Origin of the sequence: Streptomyces hygroscopicus subsp. hygroscopicus (assembly GCF_001553455.1) — a bacterium.
GTDB classification, from domain to species: Bacteria; Actinomycetota; Actinomycetes; order Streptomycetales; family Streptomycetaceae; genus Streptomyces; species Streptomyces hygroscopicus.
Window position 1 is genome coordinate 1 of the sequence record NZ_BBOX01000309.1, and the last position, 17043, is coordinate 17043.

Annotated in this window: 14 protein-coding genes; 9 read left to right on the top strand and 5 right to left on the bottom strand. The window is 73.3% G+C overall.

Annotation, left to right across the window (positions count from 1 at the left end):
- The first annotated feature begins 236 nt into the window (after nt 1-236).
- Nucleotides 237-2219: an aminotransferase class I/II-fold pyridoxal phosphate-dependent enzyme gene (locus AXW62_RS28305; protein ID WP_060947017.1), complete on the top strand. Its 1983-nt coding sequence runs from the start codon at nt 237-239 to the stop codon at nt 2217-2219.
- A gap of 120 nt (nt 2220-2339) precedes the next feature.
- Here the strand turns inward: AXW62_RS28305 and AXW62_RS28310 are convergent, their stop codons facing one another.
- Nucleotides 2340-2807, bottom strand: a complete 468-nt coding sequence (locus tag AXW62_RS28310) for a hypothetical protein (RefSeq protein WP_079105715.1) — start codon at nt 2805-2807, stop codon at nt 2340-2342.
- Between the two features lie 212 nt (nt 2808-3019).
- On the opposite strand from AXW62_RS28310, the gene AXW62_RS28315 reads away from it, so the two are divergent.
- Nucleotides 3020-3880: a Sco1979 family transcriptional regulator gene (locus AXW62_RS28315; protein ID WP_060947018.1), complete on the top strand. Its 861-nt coding sequence runs from the start codon at nt 3020-3022 to the stop codon at nt 3878-3880.
- 5 nt (nt 3881-3885) lie between these two features.
- Entirely contained in the window at nt 3886-4122 is a 237-nt protein-coding gene (locus AXW62_RS28320) for a DUF397 domain-containing protein (RefSeq protein ID WP_030833835.1), read from the top strand.
- Nucleotides 4123-4822: 700 nt separating this feature from the next.
- Here AXW62_RS28320 and AXW62_RS46175 read toward each other — a convergent pair.
- Together AXW62_RS46175 and AXW62_RS44150 are read right to left on the bottom strand one after the other, a co-directional pair.
- Nucleotides 4823-5179: a peptidase dimerization domain-containing protein gene (locus AXW62_RS46175; protein ID WP_306305078.1), complete on the bottom strand. Its 357-nt coding sequence runs from the start codon at nt 5177-5179 to the stop codon at nt 4823-4825.
- Complete coding sequence (locus AXW62_RS44150) at nt 5169-5309, bottom strand: hypothetical protein (protein WP_159060980.1); 141 nt, start codon at nt 5307-5309, stop codon at nt 5169-5171. The genes AXW62_RS46175 and AXW62_RS44150 overlap by 11 nt, the downstream gene beginning before the upstream one ends.
- A gap of 136 nt (nt 5310-5445) precedes the next feature.
- Here AXW62_RS44150 and AXW62_RS28330 point away from each other — a divergent pair, with 136 nt between their 5' ends.
- Nucleotides 5446-6465, top strand: coding sequence for an Lrp/AsnC family transcriptional regulator (locus AXW62_RS28330; RefSeq protein WP_079115840.1), 1020 nt, complete (start codon nt 5446-5448; stop codon nt 6463-6465).
- Between the two features lie 61 nt (nt 6466-6526).
- Nucleotides 6527-6937, top strand: coding sequence for an SRPBCC family protein (locus AXW62_RS28335; protein WP_030833825.1), 411 nt, complete (start codon nt 6527-6529; stop codon nt 6935-6937).
- Nucleotides 6938-6946: 9 nt separating this feature from the next.
- Here AXW62_RS28335 and AXW62_RS28340 read toward each other — a convergent pair whose 3' ends face one another.
- On the bottom strand, nt 6947-7774 hold the full coding sequence (locus AXW62_RS28340; RefSeq protein ID WP_060947020.1) for an MOSC domain-containing protein: 828 nt from the start codon (nt 7772-7774) through the stop codon (nt 6947-6949).
- Nucleotides 7775-9330: 1556 nt separating this feature from the next.
- Here AXW62_RS28340 and AXW62_RS28345 point away from each other — a divergent pair.
- A complete protein-coding gene (locus tag AXW62_RS28345; RefSeq protein ID WP_060947021.1) occupies nt 9331-10512 on the top strand; it encodes a transglycosylase family protein in 1182 nt (393 codons plus the stop codon).
- Between the two features lie 117 nt (nt 10513-10629).
- Here the strand turns inward: AXW62_RS28345 and AXW62_RS28350 are convergent, their stop codons facing one another.
- Entirely contained in the window at nt 10630-11295 is a 666-nt protein-coding gene (locus tag AXW62_RS28350) for a DUF429 domain-containing protein (RefSeq protein WP_252368769.1), read from the bottom strand.
- A 132-nt stretch (nt 11296-11427) separates the two neighbouring features.
- Here AXW62_RS28350 and fdh point away from each other — a divergent pair, with 132 nt between their 5' ends.
- Genes fdh through nrfD form a run of 3 tightly spaced genes read left to right on the top strand, consistent with a single transcriptional unit; the run spans nt 11428 to nt 16888 of the window.
- On the top strand, nt 11428-14691 hold the full coding sequence (fdh, locus tag AXW62_RS28355; protein WP_060947023.1) for a formate dehydrogenase: 3264 nt from the start codon (nt 11428-11430) through the stop codon (nt 14689-14691).
- Nucleotides 14688-15806 (top strand): 4Fe-4S dicluster domain-containing protein, encoded by a 1119-nt coding sequence (locus AXW62_RS28360; protein WP_060947024.1) that lies wholly within the window; start codon nt 14688-14690, stop codon nt 15804-15806. The genes fdh and AXW62_RS28360 overlap by 4 nt, the downstream gene beginning before the upstream one ends.
- Complete coding sequence (gene nrfD / locus AXW62_RS28365; protein WP_060947025.1) at nt 15806-16888, top strand: NrfD/PsrC family molybdoenzyme membrane anchor subunit; 1083 nt, start codon at nt 15806-15808, stop codon at nt 16886-16888. The genes AXW62_RS28360 and nrfD overlap by 1 nt, the downstream gene beginning before the upstream one ends.
- Nucleotides 16889-17043: the final 155 nt, after the last annotated feature.

Here is a 17043-nt window from a genome sequence, read left to right on the forward strand (position 1 = left end):
GGCCGGGGGGACACGGGGGGCGCGGGGGCAAGGGGCGAATTCTATGCACGGCGGGCACGCCTGTCCCGGCACTTTTCGCAAGCCCCACGAAAATCCTCCCCCGCCCCGGCTTCGGGGGATCATGCGTCAGGCTCGAGGGACGAGCCGCACCGGCCGTGTCAGCGCGTCGACGCGACCCATGCGACCGAGGAGGTCCCGCCGTGACTGTTGCCGCAGTCGGCCATACCGGTGATGCCATGGAACTTTTCCGCGGCACCGCCCACAGCCCGTCGTTCTTCGCGCTCAACCGCGCCGGGGTCACGGGCGGCGGTCAGGAGCTCGTGGACTTCTGCATCCCCTGCAATCCGTACTTCCCCACCCCCGCGATGTTCGCCGTGATAGCGGTCAGGCTGCGGGACATCCTCACCCACTATCCGAGCCCGGCGGAGACCATCACCGCCGAACTGGCCGATGTGCTCGGGCTGCGGCCGCAGACCATGGCGATGGGCAACGGCTCGACCGAGCTCATCACCTGGATCGACCACCTGCTGGTGAGGGAAAGCCTGGCCGTACCGATTCCCACGTTCGACCGCTGGACCGACCAGCCGATGGAGACCGGTAAACGGGTCGACATGTTCCAGCTCCCGGAGATGAGCGGATTCGCTCTCGACCCGAACGCCTTCATCGACTTCGTACGCTCCCGGGGCTCACGGACCGCCGTGATCTGCAATCCCAACAACCCCGACGGCGGGCTGCTCCCCCGCCAGGCCGTCATCGGCATCATGGACGCCCTGTCCGATCTCGACCTGATCGTGATCGACGAGTCGTTCCTGGAGTTCGCGGACGCCGAGGCGTATCCGAGCGTCGTCGACGAGGCGGTCCTGCGGCCGAATGTGATCGTGCTGCGCAGTCTCGGCAAGAACTTCGGGCTGCACGGTGTGCGGTTCGGCTATCTGGTCGCCAATCCGTCGCTCGCCACGCAGATCCGCTCCCGCCTGCCGAAGTGGAACCTCAACTCCTTCGCCGAGGTCATCGTCTTCATGCTGAAGCGGTACCGGCCGGAGTACGTGGAGAGCCTGCGCATGCTCTGCCGCGACCGGCAGCAGATGACCACACAGCTGGCCGGGCTGCCCGGGATGACGGTCTACCCCTCGCAGGGCAACTTCGTCCTCGTCAGACTGCCGGGCGGGACGGACGGCAGCTGGGTCCGGGACCAGCTGCTGTCCCAGCACGGGGTGCTGGTGCGCGAATGCGGCAACAAGCTGGGCAGCAGCAGCCAGTTCATGCGGCTGGTGGTGCGTTCCCAGCCGGATGTGCAGCGGCTGCTGACCGGGCTGAGCACCGTGCTGTACGGGACCTCCTTCTACGCTCCCCAGGTCGGCTGGGAGCAACAGCCGTCGCTGGCCCCGGGATACGGCGGGTACCCGGGGTACGCGTCGTATCCGGAACACCCGGAGTACTCGGGGTACGCGGGGTACTCGGGATACGCGGGTTCGGCCCTTCCGCAGCAGCCGTCGCCGGACCACTCCTCCCAGCAGCCGCCCCGGCTGCCCGCCGCCCCGGTGACATGGGAGCCCCAGGCGGTGTACTCTACGGCCGCCCTTCCGGCGCCGCAGGGTGTCTCCGGCGACCCGTACGGGCCGTCGGCGGCGTCCTTCCCGGACGCCTCGACGGGGTACTCCCAGCAGCAGCCGCCCGCGGAGCTGGCACCCGCCCATGTCGCCACTCCCCCGGTCCAGCCGCCCCTGTACCCGGCCCCGGCCGCGTTGCCGCAGCCCCAGATGGTCCAGGCGCAGATGGTCCAACAGGCGCAGATGGTCCAGGCCCCGCAGCCGCAGTTGGCCCCGGGCGGGACGCCGCGGGACCAGACGCCGTTCCCGCGGACGGCGCCCCAGTCGCAGGACGCGGGGTACCAGGGCGCCGAGGCGCAGACCTCCCCGGTCCCGGCGGCGCCGGTCCGGGCCGCTGAGGGGCAGGGCGCACCGGCCGCGTACGGCCGGTCCCGGCCGGAGGAGACCACGATCGACCAGTTCCCCCGCTACGGCCGGACGCCGGACGAAGGTATGCCCGAGCCGTCGCCGATGGAGCGGACGCAGGCCATGACCTACGACCCCGCCGAGCTGAAGGCCGCGGCCCCGGTCCCCCTCAGCGAACAGGACGACGATCCGACGGGGCGGACCCCGGCGCTGCGGCGCTATCCGCGTCCCGCCGCGTACCTCCAGGACGACTCGGTGTCATGACCGCCACGAGGTCGTGACCGGCCGCCGATGTCACGACCCGTTTCGAGGCCATGGCCCGTTTCAAGGCCCTGGCCCGCTGCGAGGCCATGGCCCGCTACGAGGCCCTGACCCGCTTCAAGGTCATGACCGCGGCAGCCGGTCGCCGCCCGGCCAGGCCGGGGAGACCCCGGCCGCCGCGCAGACCGCGATGTGCAGCAGCAGGGGGTGGGTGTACGGCTCTCCGTCGGCGGGCCAGTGCACCACACGCGGCCCCTCCGCGCCCGTGGGGCCGGTCCGCCGCCCGCGCGGGGCCACCATGGCACCGATCGCGTAGACGGCCGGTGAGGGCCAGTCGACCCCGACGTCCGACTGCGGCGGCACGATCCACCACCAGCGCCCCGCGCCGGCGAGGACACATCCGGCCCGGGGCAGCAGAGCCATGACCCCGGGGCCGTGCAGCTCGGCGATCCCCACCGCGTCGTAGGCCCGGTCCGTCCGCAGCGCCGGCGGCAGCTGAAGGCGGTGGCGGCCGGGCGCCGGGCGCAATCCACGCCGGCCGAACCGGCCGCGGACGAGGCCGGTCAGCGCACCGGCGAAGGCGTAAGTCATCTAGGGGCACTTCACAAGAGTCGGGCCGCTCGCGCCTGCGGTCACTGCGGCAGAACACGCTAACGGGATCATGACGCAACTATGCGCACCGCCCCGCACACTTGGCAAGGGGCACTCTGAAAAGTGCAGAGTTGTAAGTGCAATGTGTCCGTTCCGCACTGGCCGTGGCACACTGCGCACATCAGCGTTGGGGAGGTCAGGGAGGGATTCAGGTGAGCGAACCGCGGTCGGCCCCGACCGTGGGTCAGGTCGTCCTCGGCAAGAGGCTGCAGGATCTGCGGGAGAAAGCGGGTTTCAAGCGGGACGAGGCGGCCAGAGTGCTGCGGGTCGCACCCGCCACCGTCCGGCGCATGGAGACCGCCGAGGTCGCGCTGAAGGTTCCGTATGTGCAGATGCTGCTGGACGCCTACGGGATCACCGGTGAGGAGCTCGACTCGTTCATCACCCTGACCGAGGAGGCCAACAAGCCCGGCTGGTGGCAGCGGTTCCACGACATCCTCCCGGACTGGTTCAGCGTGCACGTCAGCCTGGAGGGCGCGGCCGAGATGATCCGGGCGTACGAGCCGCACTTCGTCCCCGGACTGCTCCAGACCGAGGACTACGCCCGCGCGGTGATGCAGACCGGCGCCGTCGGCCAGTCCAGCCCCCAGCAGGCGGAGCGCCATGTGGCGCTGCGCATGGAGCGGCAGACGCTGCTCACCCGGAGGGACCCGCCCCGGCTGTGGGTCGTGATGGACGAAACCGTGCTGCGCCGGCAGGTGGGTTCGCCGGCGGTGATGCGCCGCCAGATCGACCGGCTGCTGGAGTCCACCGAGATGCCGCACATCACGTTGCAGGTCTCGGAGTTCTCCTCCGGGCACCATCCGGGCACCTACGGGCCCTTCGTCCTCTTCCGCTTCGCTGTTCCCGAACTGCCGGACATGGTCTACGTCGAGTACCTGACCGGCGCCGTCTACCTCGATGAGCGCATCGAGGTGGCCTCCCATCTGGAGGCCATGGACCGCATGGCGGCCCAGGCGGCAACCGCACGACGCACAAAGGAAATCCTCCGCGATTTCCGCAAGGAGCTCTGATCGGAATGGATCGCATTCACAACGGCATGCGCGCGACGGACCTCGGCAGCGAGGGCTGGCACAAGCCGTGGAGCGGTGGCAACGGCGGCAACTGCGTCGAGGCCATGAGGCTGGACGACGGCCGGGTCGCGATCCGACAGTCGACCGATCCGGACGGCCCGGCGCTGATCTACACGCGCAGCGAGATCGTCGCGTTCATCCAGGGCGCCAAGGCCGGCGAGGCCGACTTCCTCGTCTCCTGACGTGCCCCGCATGTCTCCCCCGCGCCGACCCCCATGGAGCGCGGTGATGCCGGACCACCGTCCCGGGCCCGGCCCGATCGACACCGGCAGACCCCGTCCGGCCCGTGTGTACGGCAACACACCGGGCGGCGGGAACGACCACTCCGCCGAGGGGGAACCGGCCGAGCGGACGGCTGCCAACGGGAAGCCGGTGGGCGGGTGCGCGGGGGCGGCCCGCGAACCGTAACCGGCCCCGCCGCGGGCCGCCGCGTGTCCGAAAAGACCCGGGGCGGCCCGCGGACCGAGCATTTCGACGGCTGTCGGCCGTTGCCCGGCGGCCATCGAACGCCGGCCGGTAGGGGGCGTCCGCTACGAGGCGTCCGCCGCCGGCGACCGCGGCGGACCGACGGTCACCGCGGTACGGGCCGGGACCGGGGCGGGCACCGTGTGCTCGTGGCGGGCACCGTGTGCTCATGGCGAGCACCGTGTGCTCATGGCGAGCACCGTGTGCTCGTGGCGGGCGTGGGCGGCGGGCGCCGGAGCCGAGGGCGCCGAGCCCGTACAGGACCGGAGGGCCGAGCGCGGAGACGACGTTGCCGTCGCCGGCCCCGCCGAGCGCGGTCTCCGCCAGTTCCCTGCCCTATTCCGCGGCCACCGCGCGGGCCCGCTCGCACAGCCGGCGGGACGCGTCGCCCGGAACCATCGGCGGACGGTTCCCCCCTCACCGGTGACGGTCAGCCGCACCCGCTGGTCGGAGGGGCCAGGGCGGGCGGCGCGGCATCGATCCGCCGCATCTCCTCCGGGGCGGCGACTCCTCCGGGTCGGCGACCCGGATGTCGATACCACGGCTCGCCCGCGCGGCGATCACCTCGCGGCCGGTACCGCCGCTGATCAGCCCCACGTTCACCGTGGTCCCCCGCTCCGGCGCGCTGAGTCCGGCGATCCGCGGGACGGCCTCCGCCGGCGCGGGGACGGTGCTCGCCCCCGCGAACGGGCCCAGCCCACCGTGGAGACGTCCACGGCGGCCAGGCCCCAGCTGATCAGCGCGAGGAGGACACTGAGTATCGCTAACAGCCAGTGCCCGCGCGCTCGACCGCGCCGAGCACCCGGAGCAGTGCGGACAGCGTCGCCGAGGAGTCCCCGGACGCGTCGGGAGGCGGTTTTCCGGGCGTGTTGCCGGGTGTGGTCGTGGTGTCGTCGGAGCTCACCGTCCGCACTCCTTCGTCGGCGACGAGAATAATGGCCGTCCGCTAGAGAAGGAATGATGGAATGAAGCAAGTAAAAGACTCGTTACGCAAGATTGATTCACCTATGGAGCACCGATCGCACGATGGATTCGCACCCTTGGCGGCCGTTTCCGCCACCGCCACTCCACCGGTGCTCGACGACGCCGACCTGGATCTGGTGGCCGCCCTCCAGGTGGCGCCGAGGGCACCGCTGAGCGCGCTGGCCGAGGTGCTCGGCAGCTCGGCCAGCACCGTCGGCCGCCGGCTGACCCGGCTCGGCGAGGAGCGGCTGCTGCGGGTGATCGGGCAGGTGGAGTGGCCGATGCTTTCCGAGGGCAACCCCATGCACCTGTGGGTGGCCACGGCCCCGGGACAGGCGTGGCAGGTCGCCCGGCAGCTGTCCGAGCTGCCCGAGATCCCGTTCGTCGCCACCACCATGGGCCGCACCGATGTGTACTGCTCGCTGCACGCGACCCGGCGCACCCGGGCGCGGGAGCTGCTGACGACACGGATCCCGTCCGTCCCCGGTGTGCGGTCCGCCCATACGGAACTGGTGCTGCGCGCGACGACGAAGTCCGCCTCCTGGCGGCTGCGGCGGCTGGACGACGCCCAGGTGCGGGCCCTGCGGGAGGTCGCCGATCCGGTCGTGGAACCCACCGCGGTCACCGGGTTCGGCGAGGACGAGCTGCGCGCCGTCGAGCTGCTGCGCCAGGACGGGCGGGCGAGCGCCGCCGATGTGGCGCGCGGGCTCGGCATCAGCCGGTCCACCGCCTACCGGCTGACCCAGTCGCTGCTCCAGCGCGGTCTGGTGCGGCCCCGGGTGGAAATCGAACCGGCGCTGCTCGGCCACCCGCTGGAGGTGGTGATCGAACTGCACGCCGCCCCCGGGGCCATCCAGCACGTGGCCGACGCGCTGGCCCGGCACCCCTCGGCGCGCTACGTCTCGATCGTCGCGGGCACCTCCTCGGTGATCCACCACGGGGTGTTCCGGGACGAGGACGGCCTGGCCGAGCTGCTCACCCGCGACCTGGCGCGCTTCCCCGGCATCACCGCCTGCGAGGTGTCGGTGGTCCTCGATGTGCTGCGCCGGTACTGGATCGGCCGGGCGGACGGGAGGCTGCTGAGCGGGGACCGATGAGTTTCGGGCGGGCGGCCGGTCCGATCGGTGACACACCTTCCCGTTCTCCGAGGAGCCCGCCATGAGCAGCGCCGAGATCACCATCACCCGCGACCTGGACGCACCGCGCGAGACGGTGTGGCGGGTGTGGACCGAACCGGAGTACTTCGCCCGCTGGTTCGGCGCCGCGCCACAGTCCGTCGCCCTCGACGTCCGGCCCGGTGGCGCCTGGCGGGCCACCGTCGCCACGCCCGGGGGCGAGATGCCGCTGCGCGGCGTGTACCGCGAGGTGGTCGGCGGGGAGCGGCTGGTGTGGACCCTGGATCTGCCGCAGGGGTCCATGGAGTTGACCGCCGCCTTCGCCGACCTGGGCGGCGGCCGGACCCGGGTGGTGCTGCGGCAGCCGGCCCCGCCGCGGGAGCAGTGCGCCCAGGCCGAGGAGGGCGCCGCCCGGCTGCTGGACGGCTTCGCCGAGGTGCTCGCGTCGGTCTGAGCGCCCCGGTCACTCCCCGGGCGGCGCGTCCCACTCGACGACGGCCACCTCATCGCCCACGGCCAGCTTCCCGGCGCGGGTCACGGAGAACTGGCAGCCGAAGAGGGGGCTGCCGCCGTCGGGCCCCCGCCGATAGCCGGCCAGGGTGCGCAGCGGCTCCGGACCCGCCTTGACGCCTTCGTCCTGGTCGACCATGGTCACGGCGCACCGGCCGGTGAACTTGGCGAAGCCCAGTTCGGCCCCGCCGATGGCGACCCTGCGGATCCGGTCCTCCCGGTGGGGTTCGTCCCATCCGCCGATCACGATGCCGGGGCGGAAGCGGCTCATCGGCACGGCCTGGCCGCCCGCCCCGGCGATCCGCCGGTTCAGCCCGTCCAGGCTGGCCCGGGAGAGCAGGTGCACCGCGCCGCTGTCGGCGTAACCGCAGGTGCCGGGGATCCATCCCTCGGTCACCCGGTCGTGCTCCGGGGGCACCCGTACCAGTCTGCTCGGCGCGCGCAGCGTCTGCGACAGCCATGCGGCGGCGTCCTCGCCCTGGTCGATGCCGAGATAGGGGGTGTGGAACACCTTGACCTCGCGCCGGGCGGAGGTGGTGTCGATGTCGATGGCCACCTCGCCCGCGCCGGGGGCCGAGAGGGTGAGCCGGTCGCCGTCGATGGCCGGGCGGATGACGGCCAGCCGGGGATCCCGCCGCTGGGTGCGGCACACTCCGTCCGCGCCGATGACCATGAAGCTGCGGTCGTGCGGCAGACCCGCGTCGGTCAGCAGCGCTTCGGACACGGGCACCCCCGCGCATCCCTTGACGGGGTAGGAGGTCAGCTCAACGACGGTCGCCACGCGGGCACCTTACTCCAGGGGCGGCCGCTCCGGCCGGGCGGGCGAGGGCGCTCACCGGTCATCGCCCGGTGCCCGACCGGCGTTCGACGGCACACCCCGGGTCCGCCGTGCGCCCCCGGCCGGGCGTCCAGCGGCAGGGCGTAGCGCGGAGTACGCCGGATGACCCACCGCGCACGGCCGAGCGCAACCGGCATCCGCCGTAGGCGCGCTGCGCCTGGCGCGGACAGGAACCCCGTATCGCACCGATTCCGCGGAAGCGACGGACGAGGCCGCGGGAAAAGCGCGGCCCCGGCGACGCCCGGGGTCCCGGACGGGCGGGGTGAAGATGATTATTCCGGGCCCGCTCCTGGGAGCGGGCCGAAGGAAGGAAGTCGATGTGAGGCAATGGTATGCGCGGCGGCGTGGTTCCCGCTATACACGGGCCGCGCGATTCTCCGCCAGTTCCGCGCCGCCATGACGGCCGCCCTTTTCGGAGAACTGCCGCGGTACACCGGCGGTCGGCGGGGTGATGCGCGACAAGGTATACGGTAAACGGCCGGTCATGTCCCTATCCCCGCCGCGGAGTTGCTCCAGGCGGCCGGCGGCATCGGCGGTGTTCCGCCGGTCACAGCGGACGGGAGAGGGCACGGGTGCCGAGACGGGGGTTCTTCTCCCCTCGCCCGCCGCCCCCCCGTTGCCTCCCTGCCGTCTTCCTGCCGCCCCCGCCGTCTCCGGTGTCGCTCCGCCCGGGGCCGCATCCGTTCCCGGGCCGGGCCTGTCCCAGGAACGCGGCGGTCGGCGGCCCGGCCCCGGGCCCGCGGCCCGTTCCGCCGCCGCGCCGGGAAACGCCCCGGGAAACGCCCCGGGGGTTCATCCGGCGCGTTCGCTCACCCGTCCCCCGCTTCCCCCGCACCGCCGCGAGACCGTCCTATTTCCCCGCCCCTCCCTCTCTTGCGCTCCTCTCCTGTGCCGCCCGGCATTCTCCGGCTGCCGGCAACGGACCGGAACGGTCGGTTCCACAGCGGTGCCGCGCGGTTACGGCCGTCCCCTCCGGCCCGGCCGCCAAGCGACGGATCTTGGCCGGACGGCGACGCAATAGCGCCGGGGAAGATCCCGCGACTCGCTGCCCGCCCGTGCCGGGCCCCGTATTGCGCCGCCCGCCGCCGGTCCGCATCCGGACCGCCCGTGCCCCGGCCGCAATTCGCCCGGCCGGACGTCCGGGATCGGTCACCGATCACCGGGAAACCAATCCGGCGGAATAGCGTCCGTCCGGTCCGGCGCCCCGGACCATCATTTCCCGCCGCAGGAGGACCTCCGGCGAAGGGTGATCGCCCGCACCGGCCCGTGGCCGCCCGGACCCGCCCCGCCGGCGTCCGTGCGCCTCCGGCCCTCCATGCGCCTCCCCCGGCTCAGCTGACGGCAGATCAGCCGGTCCCGGCGTGGAACCGGGCCGCGGGCGGCGGTCCATGAGGCCCCCTGCGCCTTGTGACCGGCGGGGCCGGGCTGCGGTACTCGTTGAGCCCGCCGGGGTCTTCCGGAGGGCACGTCGAGAGCCGCTGTGGAGAGGAACCAGCCTCATGGCCGTACGAGGAAGTCACCGACGCCCCGCATCGCCCAGCCGGATCTCCCCGCTGTGCGCGGCCCTCACCGCGGGCGGCGTCGGCATCGTCCTGCCGTTCCTCGGCACCGGCGCCGCCCACGCGGCCCCGGTCGACGCCTGGGACCGGGTCGCCAAGTGCGAGAGCGGAGGCAACTGGTCCATCAACACCGGCAACGGCTACTACGGCGGACTGCAGTTCTCCCAGCACACCTGGGAGGCGTTCGGCGGCACCGCATACGCCCCGCGGGCCGATCTGGCCGCCAAGGCCCAGCAGATCGCCGTGGCGGAGGCGGTCCTGCGCCGGCAGGGTCCGGGCGCGTGGCCGGTCTGCTCCGTCCGCGGCCAGCTGACACGCTCCGGCCCGCCCGCCGGGATGGCGGGCCGCGGCGCGCCCCGGAACTCCGCGCCACGCGCCGGGCACACTCCCGGGAAGTCGGCCGAGCCCGCCGGGAAACCGTCCAAGTCCGCCGAGAAGTCCCGGGCCCGGCGGCACACCGCCCGGCGCGCGGCCGCCGGCTCCTACGCGGTGGTCCGGGGCGACACGCTGTACCGCATCGCCACACGGGCGTCCGTCCGCGGTGGCTGGAAGGCGCTGTACCACGCCAACCGCGCAACCGTGGGCGCCAACCCCCATCTGATCCACCCGGGACAGCGGCTGGCCCTGCCCTCGGGCTCCCGGCAGCCGCGCAAGGCGGCGCCCCGGCCCCACGCCTCGGCGGCCTCCGCCCGCACCGTGACCCCGAAGACGGCCGTCCGCCCGCATGTGGCCCCGGTCAGCGCACCGGTCAGCGAGGCGTACGGCGCCCGCGGGCCACGCTGGGCGACCGGCCATCACACCGGTGTCGACTTCGCCGTCCCCGTCGGCACCCGCGTACGCGCGGCCGCCCCGGGCACCGTGGTGGCGGCGGGGTGGGGCGGCGCCTTCGGCTACCAGGTGATCATCCGCCACGCCGGGGGCCTCCACACCCACTACGCGCATCTGTCGGCGCTGGGGGTCCGCATCGGGCAGACCGTCGAGGCGGGCCGGCGGATCGCGCGGTCCGGCGACACCGGGTACACCACCGGACCGCACCTGCACTTCGAGGTCCGCACCGGTCCGCGCCACGGGTCGGACATCGACCCGCTCGCCTATCTGCGCTCACACGGCGCCGACGTCTGACGGTCCGCTCCGGACGCATCGCGTCCCCGAAGGTCCATCTCCTGGGGGTGGGGGAAGGGGAGGCCGCCCGAGGCACGGCTCGGGGGGCCCCCCCCCCGCCATGCGCGCCGCCGGCCGTCAGTACCAGATCGCGATCGGGAGCCCGGTGTCCGTCACCTCCGGCGGATCGGGAAGGCTCCGGGCGGTCCGCAGCGCGATGCGCCACGCGCTCCAGGCCGCCGCCGCGGCGTCCAGGACGTCGTCGGGCGGCACCCGGCCGGCCGGTCCGAGGTCGTCGGGCAGGACGACGCCCCGGTCCGCCAGCAGCCGGCGCCGCACGGCCTGCCCGTTCCAGCTCTTCTTGCTCCAGGCCACCGGCCGCCCCTCGTTGACGGCCGCGAAGGAGACCTCGGGATGGACCTCGTACAGCCGGTGGTCGCCCCCGTCGCGGCATGCGTTGGCCTCGCGCAGCTTCGCCGCGAGGGCCCAGGACTGACGGCTCATCCCCTGGCCGGTCAGCCGCCGGCAGCACCGGTTGGCCGCGGCGTAGTCCGCCGCCTCCCAGACCTCCCGCGGCGGCACGGAGAAGACCCGGGAGCGGTGCGGGGCCAGCTTCTCCACGGCCAGCGCGTCCGCGCTACGCCACCCGGACGCCGGCAGCCCCAGCGGCATGTCCACCGCCACCACGGCGGCCCGCGGCATCCGGCCGAGCAGCTCGCTCAGCCCGCCCGCGGCGCCGGCCCCCGCGAAGCGGCCCTCCTGGTCCAGGACCACGGCCACCCAACCGGTGGGGCAGGCGTCCACCCCCACGACGGACGATGCGGCGCGACCGGGCGCGGAAGGGGTGTGAAAACCATCGCGGCGGGAACCCATGCGCCGTATCCGACCACACCGGTGGGCCGGAACGGAAACGGCGACGGCACGGAAGGACGGGCGATGGGCGTACGTACATGGATCCAGGAATGGCCCGTCTACCGCCAGTTGACCGGCACCGATCCGCTCGGCCGCGGCGCCGCCGCCACCTCCGCCGCCACCCGTGAGCGGCGTCCCCGCACCGCCACCGCCGACAAGGTGGTGAAGTCGGTGTGCCCCTACTGCGCGGTGGGGTGCGCCCAGAACGTCTATGTGAAGGACGGCCGGGTGGTGCAGATCGAGGGCGACCCCGACTCACCGGTCAGCCGCGGCCGGCTGTGCCCCAAGGGATCGGCGACCCTCCAGCTGACCACCGGTGAGTCCCGCCGCCACGAGGTGCTCTACCGCCGCCCGTACGGCACCGAATGGGAACGGCTGGACCTGGAGACCGCGATGGACATGGTCGCCGAACGGGTGATCCGCACCCGCCGCGAGACCTGGCAGTGGGAGCAGGACGGGGTCGCGGTCAACCGCACCCTGGGGATCGCCAGCCTCGGCGGGGCCACCTTGGACAACGAGGAGAACTACCTCATCAAGAAGTTGTGGACGGGGCTCGGCGTGGTCCAGGTGGAGAACCAGGCCCGGGTCTGCCACTCGGCCACCGTCGCCGGGCTCGGCACCTCCTTCGGCCGGGGCGGCGCCACCACCTTCCTGCAGGACCTGCAGAACGCGGACTGCATCGTGATCGAGGGCTCCAACTTCGCCGAGGCCCACCCCGTGGGCTTCCAGTGGGTGATGGAGGCCAAGGCGCGCGGCGCGAAGGTCATCCACGTCGATCCGCGGTTCAGCCGCACCAGCGCGCTGGCCGATCTGTACGTACCGATCCGGGCCGGCACCGACATCGCCTTCCTCGGCGGCATCATCCATTACGTGCTGTCCGGCGGCCACGACTTCCGCAGGTACGTCCTGGAGTACACCAACGCCGCGACCATCGTCGGCGAGGACTTCCAGGACACCGAGGACCTGGCCGGGATCTTCTCCGGGCTGGACCCGGAGACCGGCCACTACGACATCTCCACCTGGAGCTACCAGGGCGCCGAGGTGCAGGCCCCGCAGGGCGCCCCCGACGAGCTGTACCAGGAGCGCACCCACCGTGGCGCGACGGTCTCGAGCGCCGCCTACGCCGAGTCCCACGGCTCCGGCGGCGCGCCCGTCCCCGCGGAGCCGAGCACCGACCGCACCCTGGAACATCCGCGCTGCGTGTACCAGATCCTCAAACGCCACTTCTCCCGCTACACCCCCGAAATGGTCGAGCAGACCTGCGGAATCCCCCGGGACACCTTCCTGGAGATCTGCCGCACACTGGTGGAGAACTCCGGCCCGGACCGCACCTCGGAGTTCGTGTACGCGGTCGGCTGGACCCAGCACACCGTGGGCGCCCAGTACATCCGCACCGCGAGCATCCTGCAGCTGCTGCTCGGCAACATCGGCCGCCCCGGCGGCGGCATCCAGGCGCTGCGCGGCCACGCCAGCATCCAGGGCTCCAGCGACATCCCGACCCTGTTCAACGTGCTCCCCGGGTACATCCCGATGCCGCACGCCCACGCGCACCAGGACCTGGACACCTTCGTCCAGGCCGTGAAGACCGAGAAGGGCTTCTGGGGCGAGCTGCGCTCCTACGTCGTCAGCCTGCTCAAGGCGTACTTCGGCGACGCGGCGCACGCGGACAACGACTACTGCTTCGGCCTGCTGCCCCGGCTGACCGGCTCCCACAGCACCTACCACACCGTGCGGGAGATGCTGAACGGGCGCTGCAAGGGCTACTTCCTGATGGGCGAGAACCCCGCCGTGGGCTCGGCCAACACCAAGATGCAGCGGCTGGCCATGGCCGAGCTGGACTGGCTGGTGGTCCGCGACTTCTCCCTCATCGAGTCCGCCACCTGGTGGCGGGACGGACCGGAGATCGAGACCGGTGAGCTGCGCACCGAGGACATCGCCACCGAGGTGTTCTTCTTCCCCGCCGCCGCCCACACCGAGAAGGCGGGCTCCTTCACCAACACCAACCGCATGCTCCAGTGGCATTTCGCCGCCAAGGAACCGGACGGCGAGGCACGCAGCGATCTGTGGTTCATGTACCACCTGGGGCGGCGGATCAAGGAGCGGCTGAAGGACTCCACCGACCCCATGGACCGGGCCGTGCGCGATCTGACCTGGTCCTACCCCACCGAGGGGCCGCTGGCCGAGCCCAGCGCCGAGGCGGTCCTGGCCGAGATCAACGGCCGTGACGCGACGGGCGCCCCGCTCAGCGCGTACACCCAGTTGAAGGACGACGGCTCGACCTCCTGCGGCTGCTGGATCTACTGCGGGGTGTACGCCGACGGCGTCAACCAGGCCGCCCGCCGCAAACCCCGTACCGAACAGGACTGGATCGCCGCCGAATGGGCCTGGGCCTGGCCCGCCAACCGCCGCATCCTCTACAACCGCGCCTCGGCCGATCCGTCCGGCGCCCCCTGGAGCGAACGCAAGGCGCTGGTGTGGTGGGACGCCGGCCAGGGGCGGTGGACCGGCCATGACATCCCCGACTTCATCCCCGACCGGGCGCCCTCCTACCGGCCCCCCGAGGACGCCGAGGGCCCGGACGCGCTCAGCGGAGTGGACCCGTTCATCATGCAGGCCGACGGCAAGGGCTGGCTGTACGCCCCGGCCGGGCTGGTGGACGGCCCGCTGCCGACGCACTACGAGCCACAGGACTCCCCGGTGCGCAATCCGCTCTACCCGGAGCAGCAGCGCAGCCCCGTCCGGGAGATGATCATCGACGGGCACAACCCCTACCACCCCAGCGGGGGCGAGCCGGGCAGCGAGGTCTTCCCGTACCTGATCACCACCTACCGGCTCACCGAGCACTTCACGGCGGGCGGGATGAGCCGCTGGACGCCGTACCTCGCCGAGCTGCAGCCGGAGTTCTTCTGCGAGGTCTCCCCCGAGCTGGCCGCCGAGCGGCATCTGGAGCACACCGGCTGGGCGACACTGATCAGCGCCCGCGGAGTGATCGAGGCCCGCGTGCTGGTCACCGAGCGGATGTCCCCGATCAGGGCCGGAGGCCGCACCGTGCACCAGATCGGGCTGCCGTACCACTGGGGTCGCAATGGGTACACGCGCGGGGACTCCGCCAACGAACTGGCGTCCATCGCCCTCGACCCGAATGTCCACATCCAGGAGGTGAAGGCCCTGAGTGCCGATATCCGCCCCGGCCGCCGCCCCCGCGGTCCGGAGCTGACCGCCCTGCTCGAGGACTACCGGCGGCGCGCCGGTATCACGGCGCGGACCGGAACGGAGGTACGGGGATGACCGGCGCCCCGGAGCGCCCGCGCTCGTCACTGATCGGCCGCAATCTGCTGGCCGGGGCCGAACCGGACGTCGCCGGGGACGCCGGGCACCAGGAGCATCCGCCGCGGGTCGGCTTCTTCACCGACACCTCGGTGTGCATCGGGTGCAAGGCGTGCGAGGTGGCGTGCAAGGAGTGGAACGCCATCCCGGAGGACGGGCTGGACTTCACCGGCATGTCCTTCGACAACACCCGGGGTCTGGACGCCTCCACCTGGCGCCATGTGGCCTTCATCGAGCAGGACAAGCCGCTGGGCCGCACCGAGGTGGCGGTCGACCACGGCGATGTCGACGTGCTCGCCCTCGCGGCGCGGGGCTCGGGGACCCCGGCCGGGGAGGCGGCGATCACTCCGACCTCGCCGCCGCCGTCCCCCGCCCCGCCCGCGCTCCCCTCCTCTTCCTCGTCCCCGGCCTCCTCCTCGTCCCCGTCCTCCTCCTCGTCCCCGTCCTCCTCCTCGTCCCCGGCCCCGGACGGGCGGACCGGGCTGCGGTGGCTGATGGCCTCCGATGTGTGCAAGCACTGCACCCACGCGGCGTGTCTGGACGTCTGCCCGACCGGGGCGCTGTTCCGCACCGAGTTCGGGACCGTGGTGGTCCAGGACGACATCTGCAACGGCTGTGGCTACTGCGTGCCCGCGTGTCCGTACGGGGTCGTCGATGTGCGGCCCGAGGACGGCGGCGCCCACAAGTGCACCCTGTGCTACGACCGGCTGGGCGCCGGTCAGGAGCCCGCGTGCGCCAAGGCGTGTCCCACCGAATCCATCCAGTTCGGCCCCTTGGAGGAGCTGCGCGAGCGCGCCGCCGCCCGGGTCGAGGAGCTGCACCGGGTGGGGGTCGGGGACGCCCGGCTGTACGGGCACGACCCCGAGGACGGCGTCGGCGGCGACGGTGCCTTCTTCCTCCTGCTGGACGAGCCGGAGGTGTACGGGCTGCCGCCGGACCCGGTCGTCACCACCCGGGACCTGCCCTCGATGTGGCGGCACGCGGGTGCCGCGGCGCTGACCCTGCTCGGCGGCGTGGCCGCCGTGTTCGCGGCCCACGGCGGGATGAGCGGGCGCCGTAACGGAAGGAGGCGCTGATGAGCGAGTCGGACGTCACCCGCGACGGCGTCCACGGCGCACGTCCGGGCCGTGACGCGCTGATCGGCCGGGGAATGGGGGACGGTGACCGGCCGGGCGGCGGGCGAGACGGCCGCACGGGCGGGGGCGGCCGCAAGGGCGGAGCCGGCCGCAAGGGCGACCGGCCGATGGTCCCCCGGGCGGAGTTCACCTCGTACTACGGCCGGCCGGTGCTCAACCCGCCCACCTGGCGGCCCCGGGACATCGCGGGCTACTTCTTCCTCGGCGGGCTCGCGGGAGCCGGTTCGGTCCTGGCGGCGGGCGCCGAGCTGACCGGCCGTCCGGCCATGGCCCGCGCGCTCAAGGTGTCCTCGCTGGCCGCCCTGACCGGATCCACCGCCGCCCTGGTCCATGACCTCGGGCGGCCCGAGCGGTTCGCCCATATGCTGCGGGTCTTCAAGCCCACCTCCCCGATGAGCGTCGGCTCATGGCTGCTGGCGGCCTACGGCCCGGTCGCCGGGGCCGCCGCGGCCTCGGACCTGACCGGGCGGCTGCCGCGCACCGGCCGGGCGGCCACGGTGGCGGCGGCGCTGCTGGGCCCGGCGGTGGCCTCGTACACCGCGGTGCTGGCGGCCGACACGGCCGTTCCCGCCTGGCACGACGGCTACCGCGAACTGCCGTTCCTGTTCGTCGGCTCGGCCGCCGCGGCGGCGGGCGGTATGGCCCTGCTGGCCTCGCCCGTCGCCGAGAACGCCCCGGCGCGCGGTGTCGCGCTCCTCGGCACGGCGATGGAGACCGCCGCCGCGGGGGCCATGAAGCGGCGGCTCGGCGTGGTCGCCGAAACCTACCGCGAGGGCCGGGCGGGACGGCTGATGCGCACCGCCGAGGCGCTTTCGGCGGCGGGCGCGCTCGGCGGCGCCCTCCTCGGACGCCGCAGCCGCACCGCCGCGGCCCTCGGCGGCGCGGCCCTGCTGGCGGCCTCCGCCTGTACCCGCTTCGGCGTCTTCCACGCCGGGATGCGATCGGCGGAGGATCCGAAGTACACGGTCCTGCCCCAGCGGGAACGGCTCGCCGCGCGGCGGGAGCGGTCCCGGGACGGCTGACCCCGAAGCGGCCCGGTACGGCGGCCCACGCCGCGAACACGCGGCGGTTCGCGACGCTGGCACGGCGGCGGCCCACGGCACGGCACGGCGCGAGCACTGCGCCGACGGTCCACAGCGCGAGCACGGCGCTGGCGGCCCGCGGCACGGGCATGCGG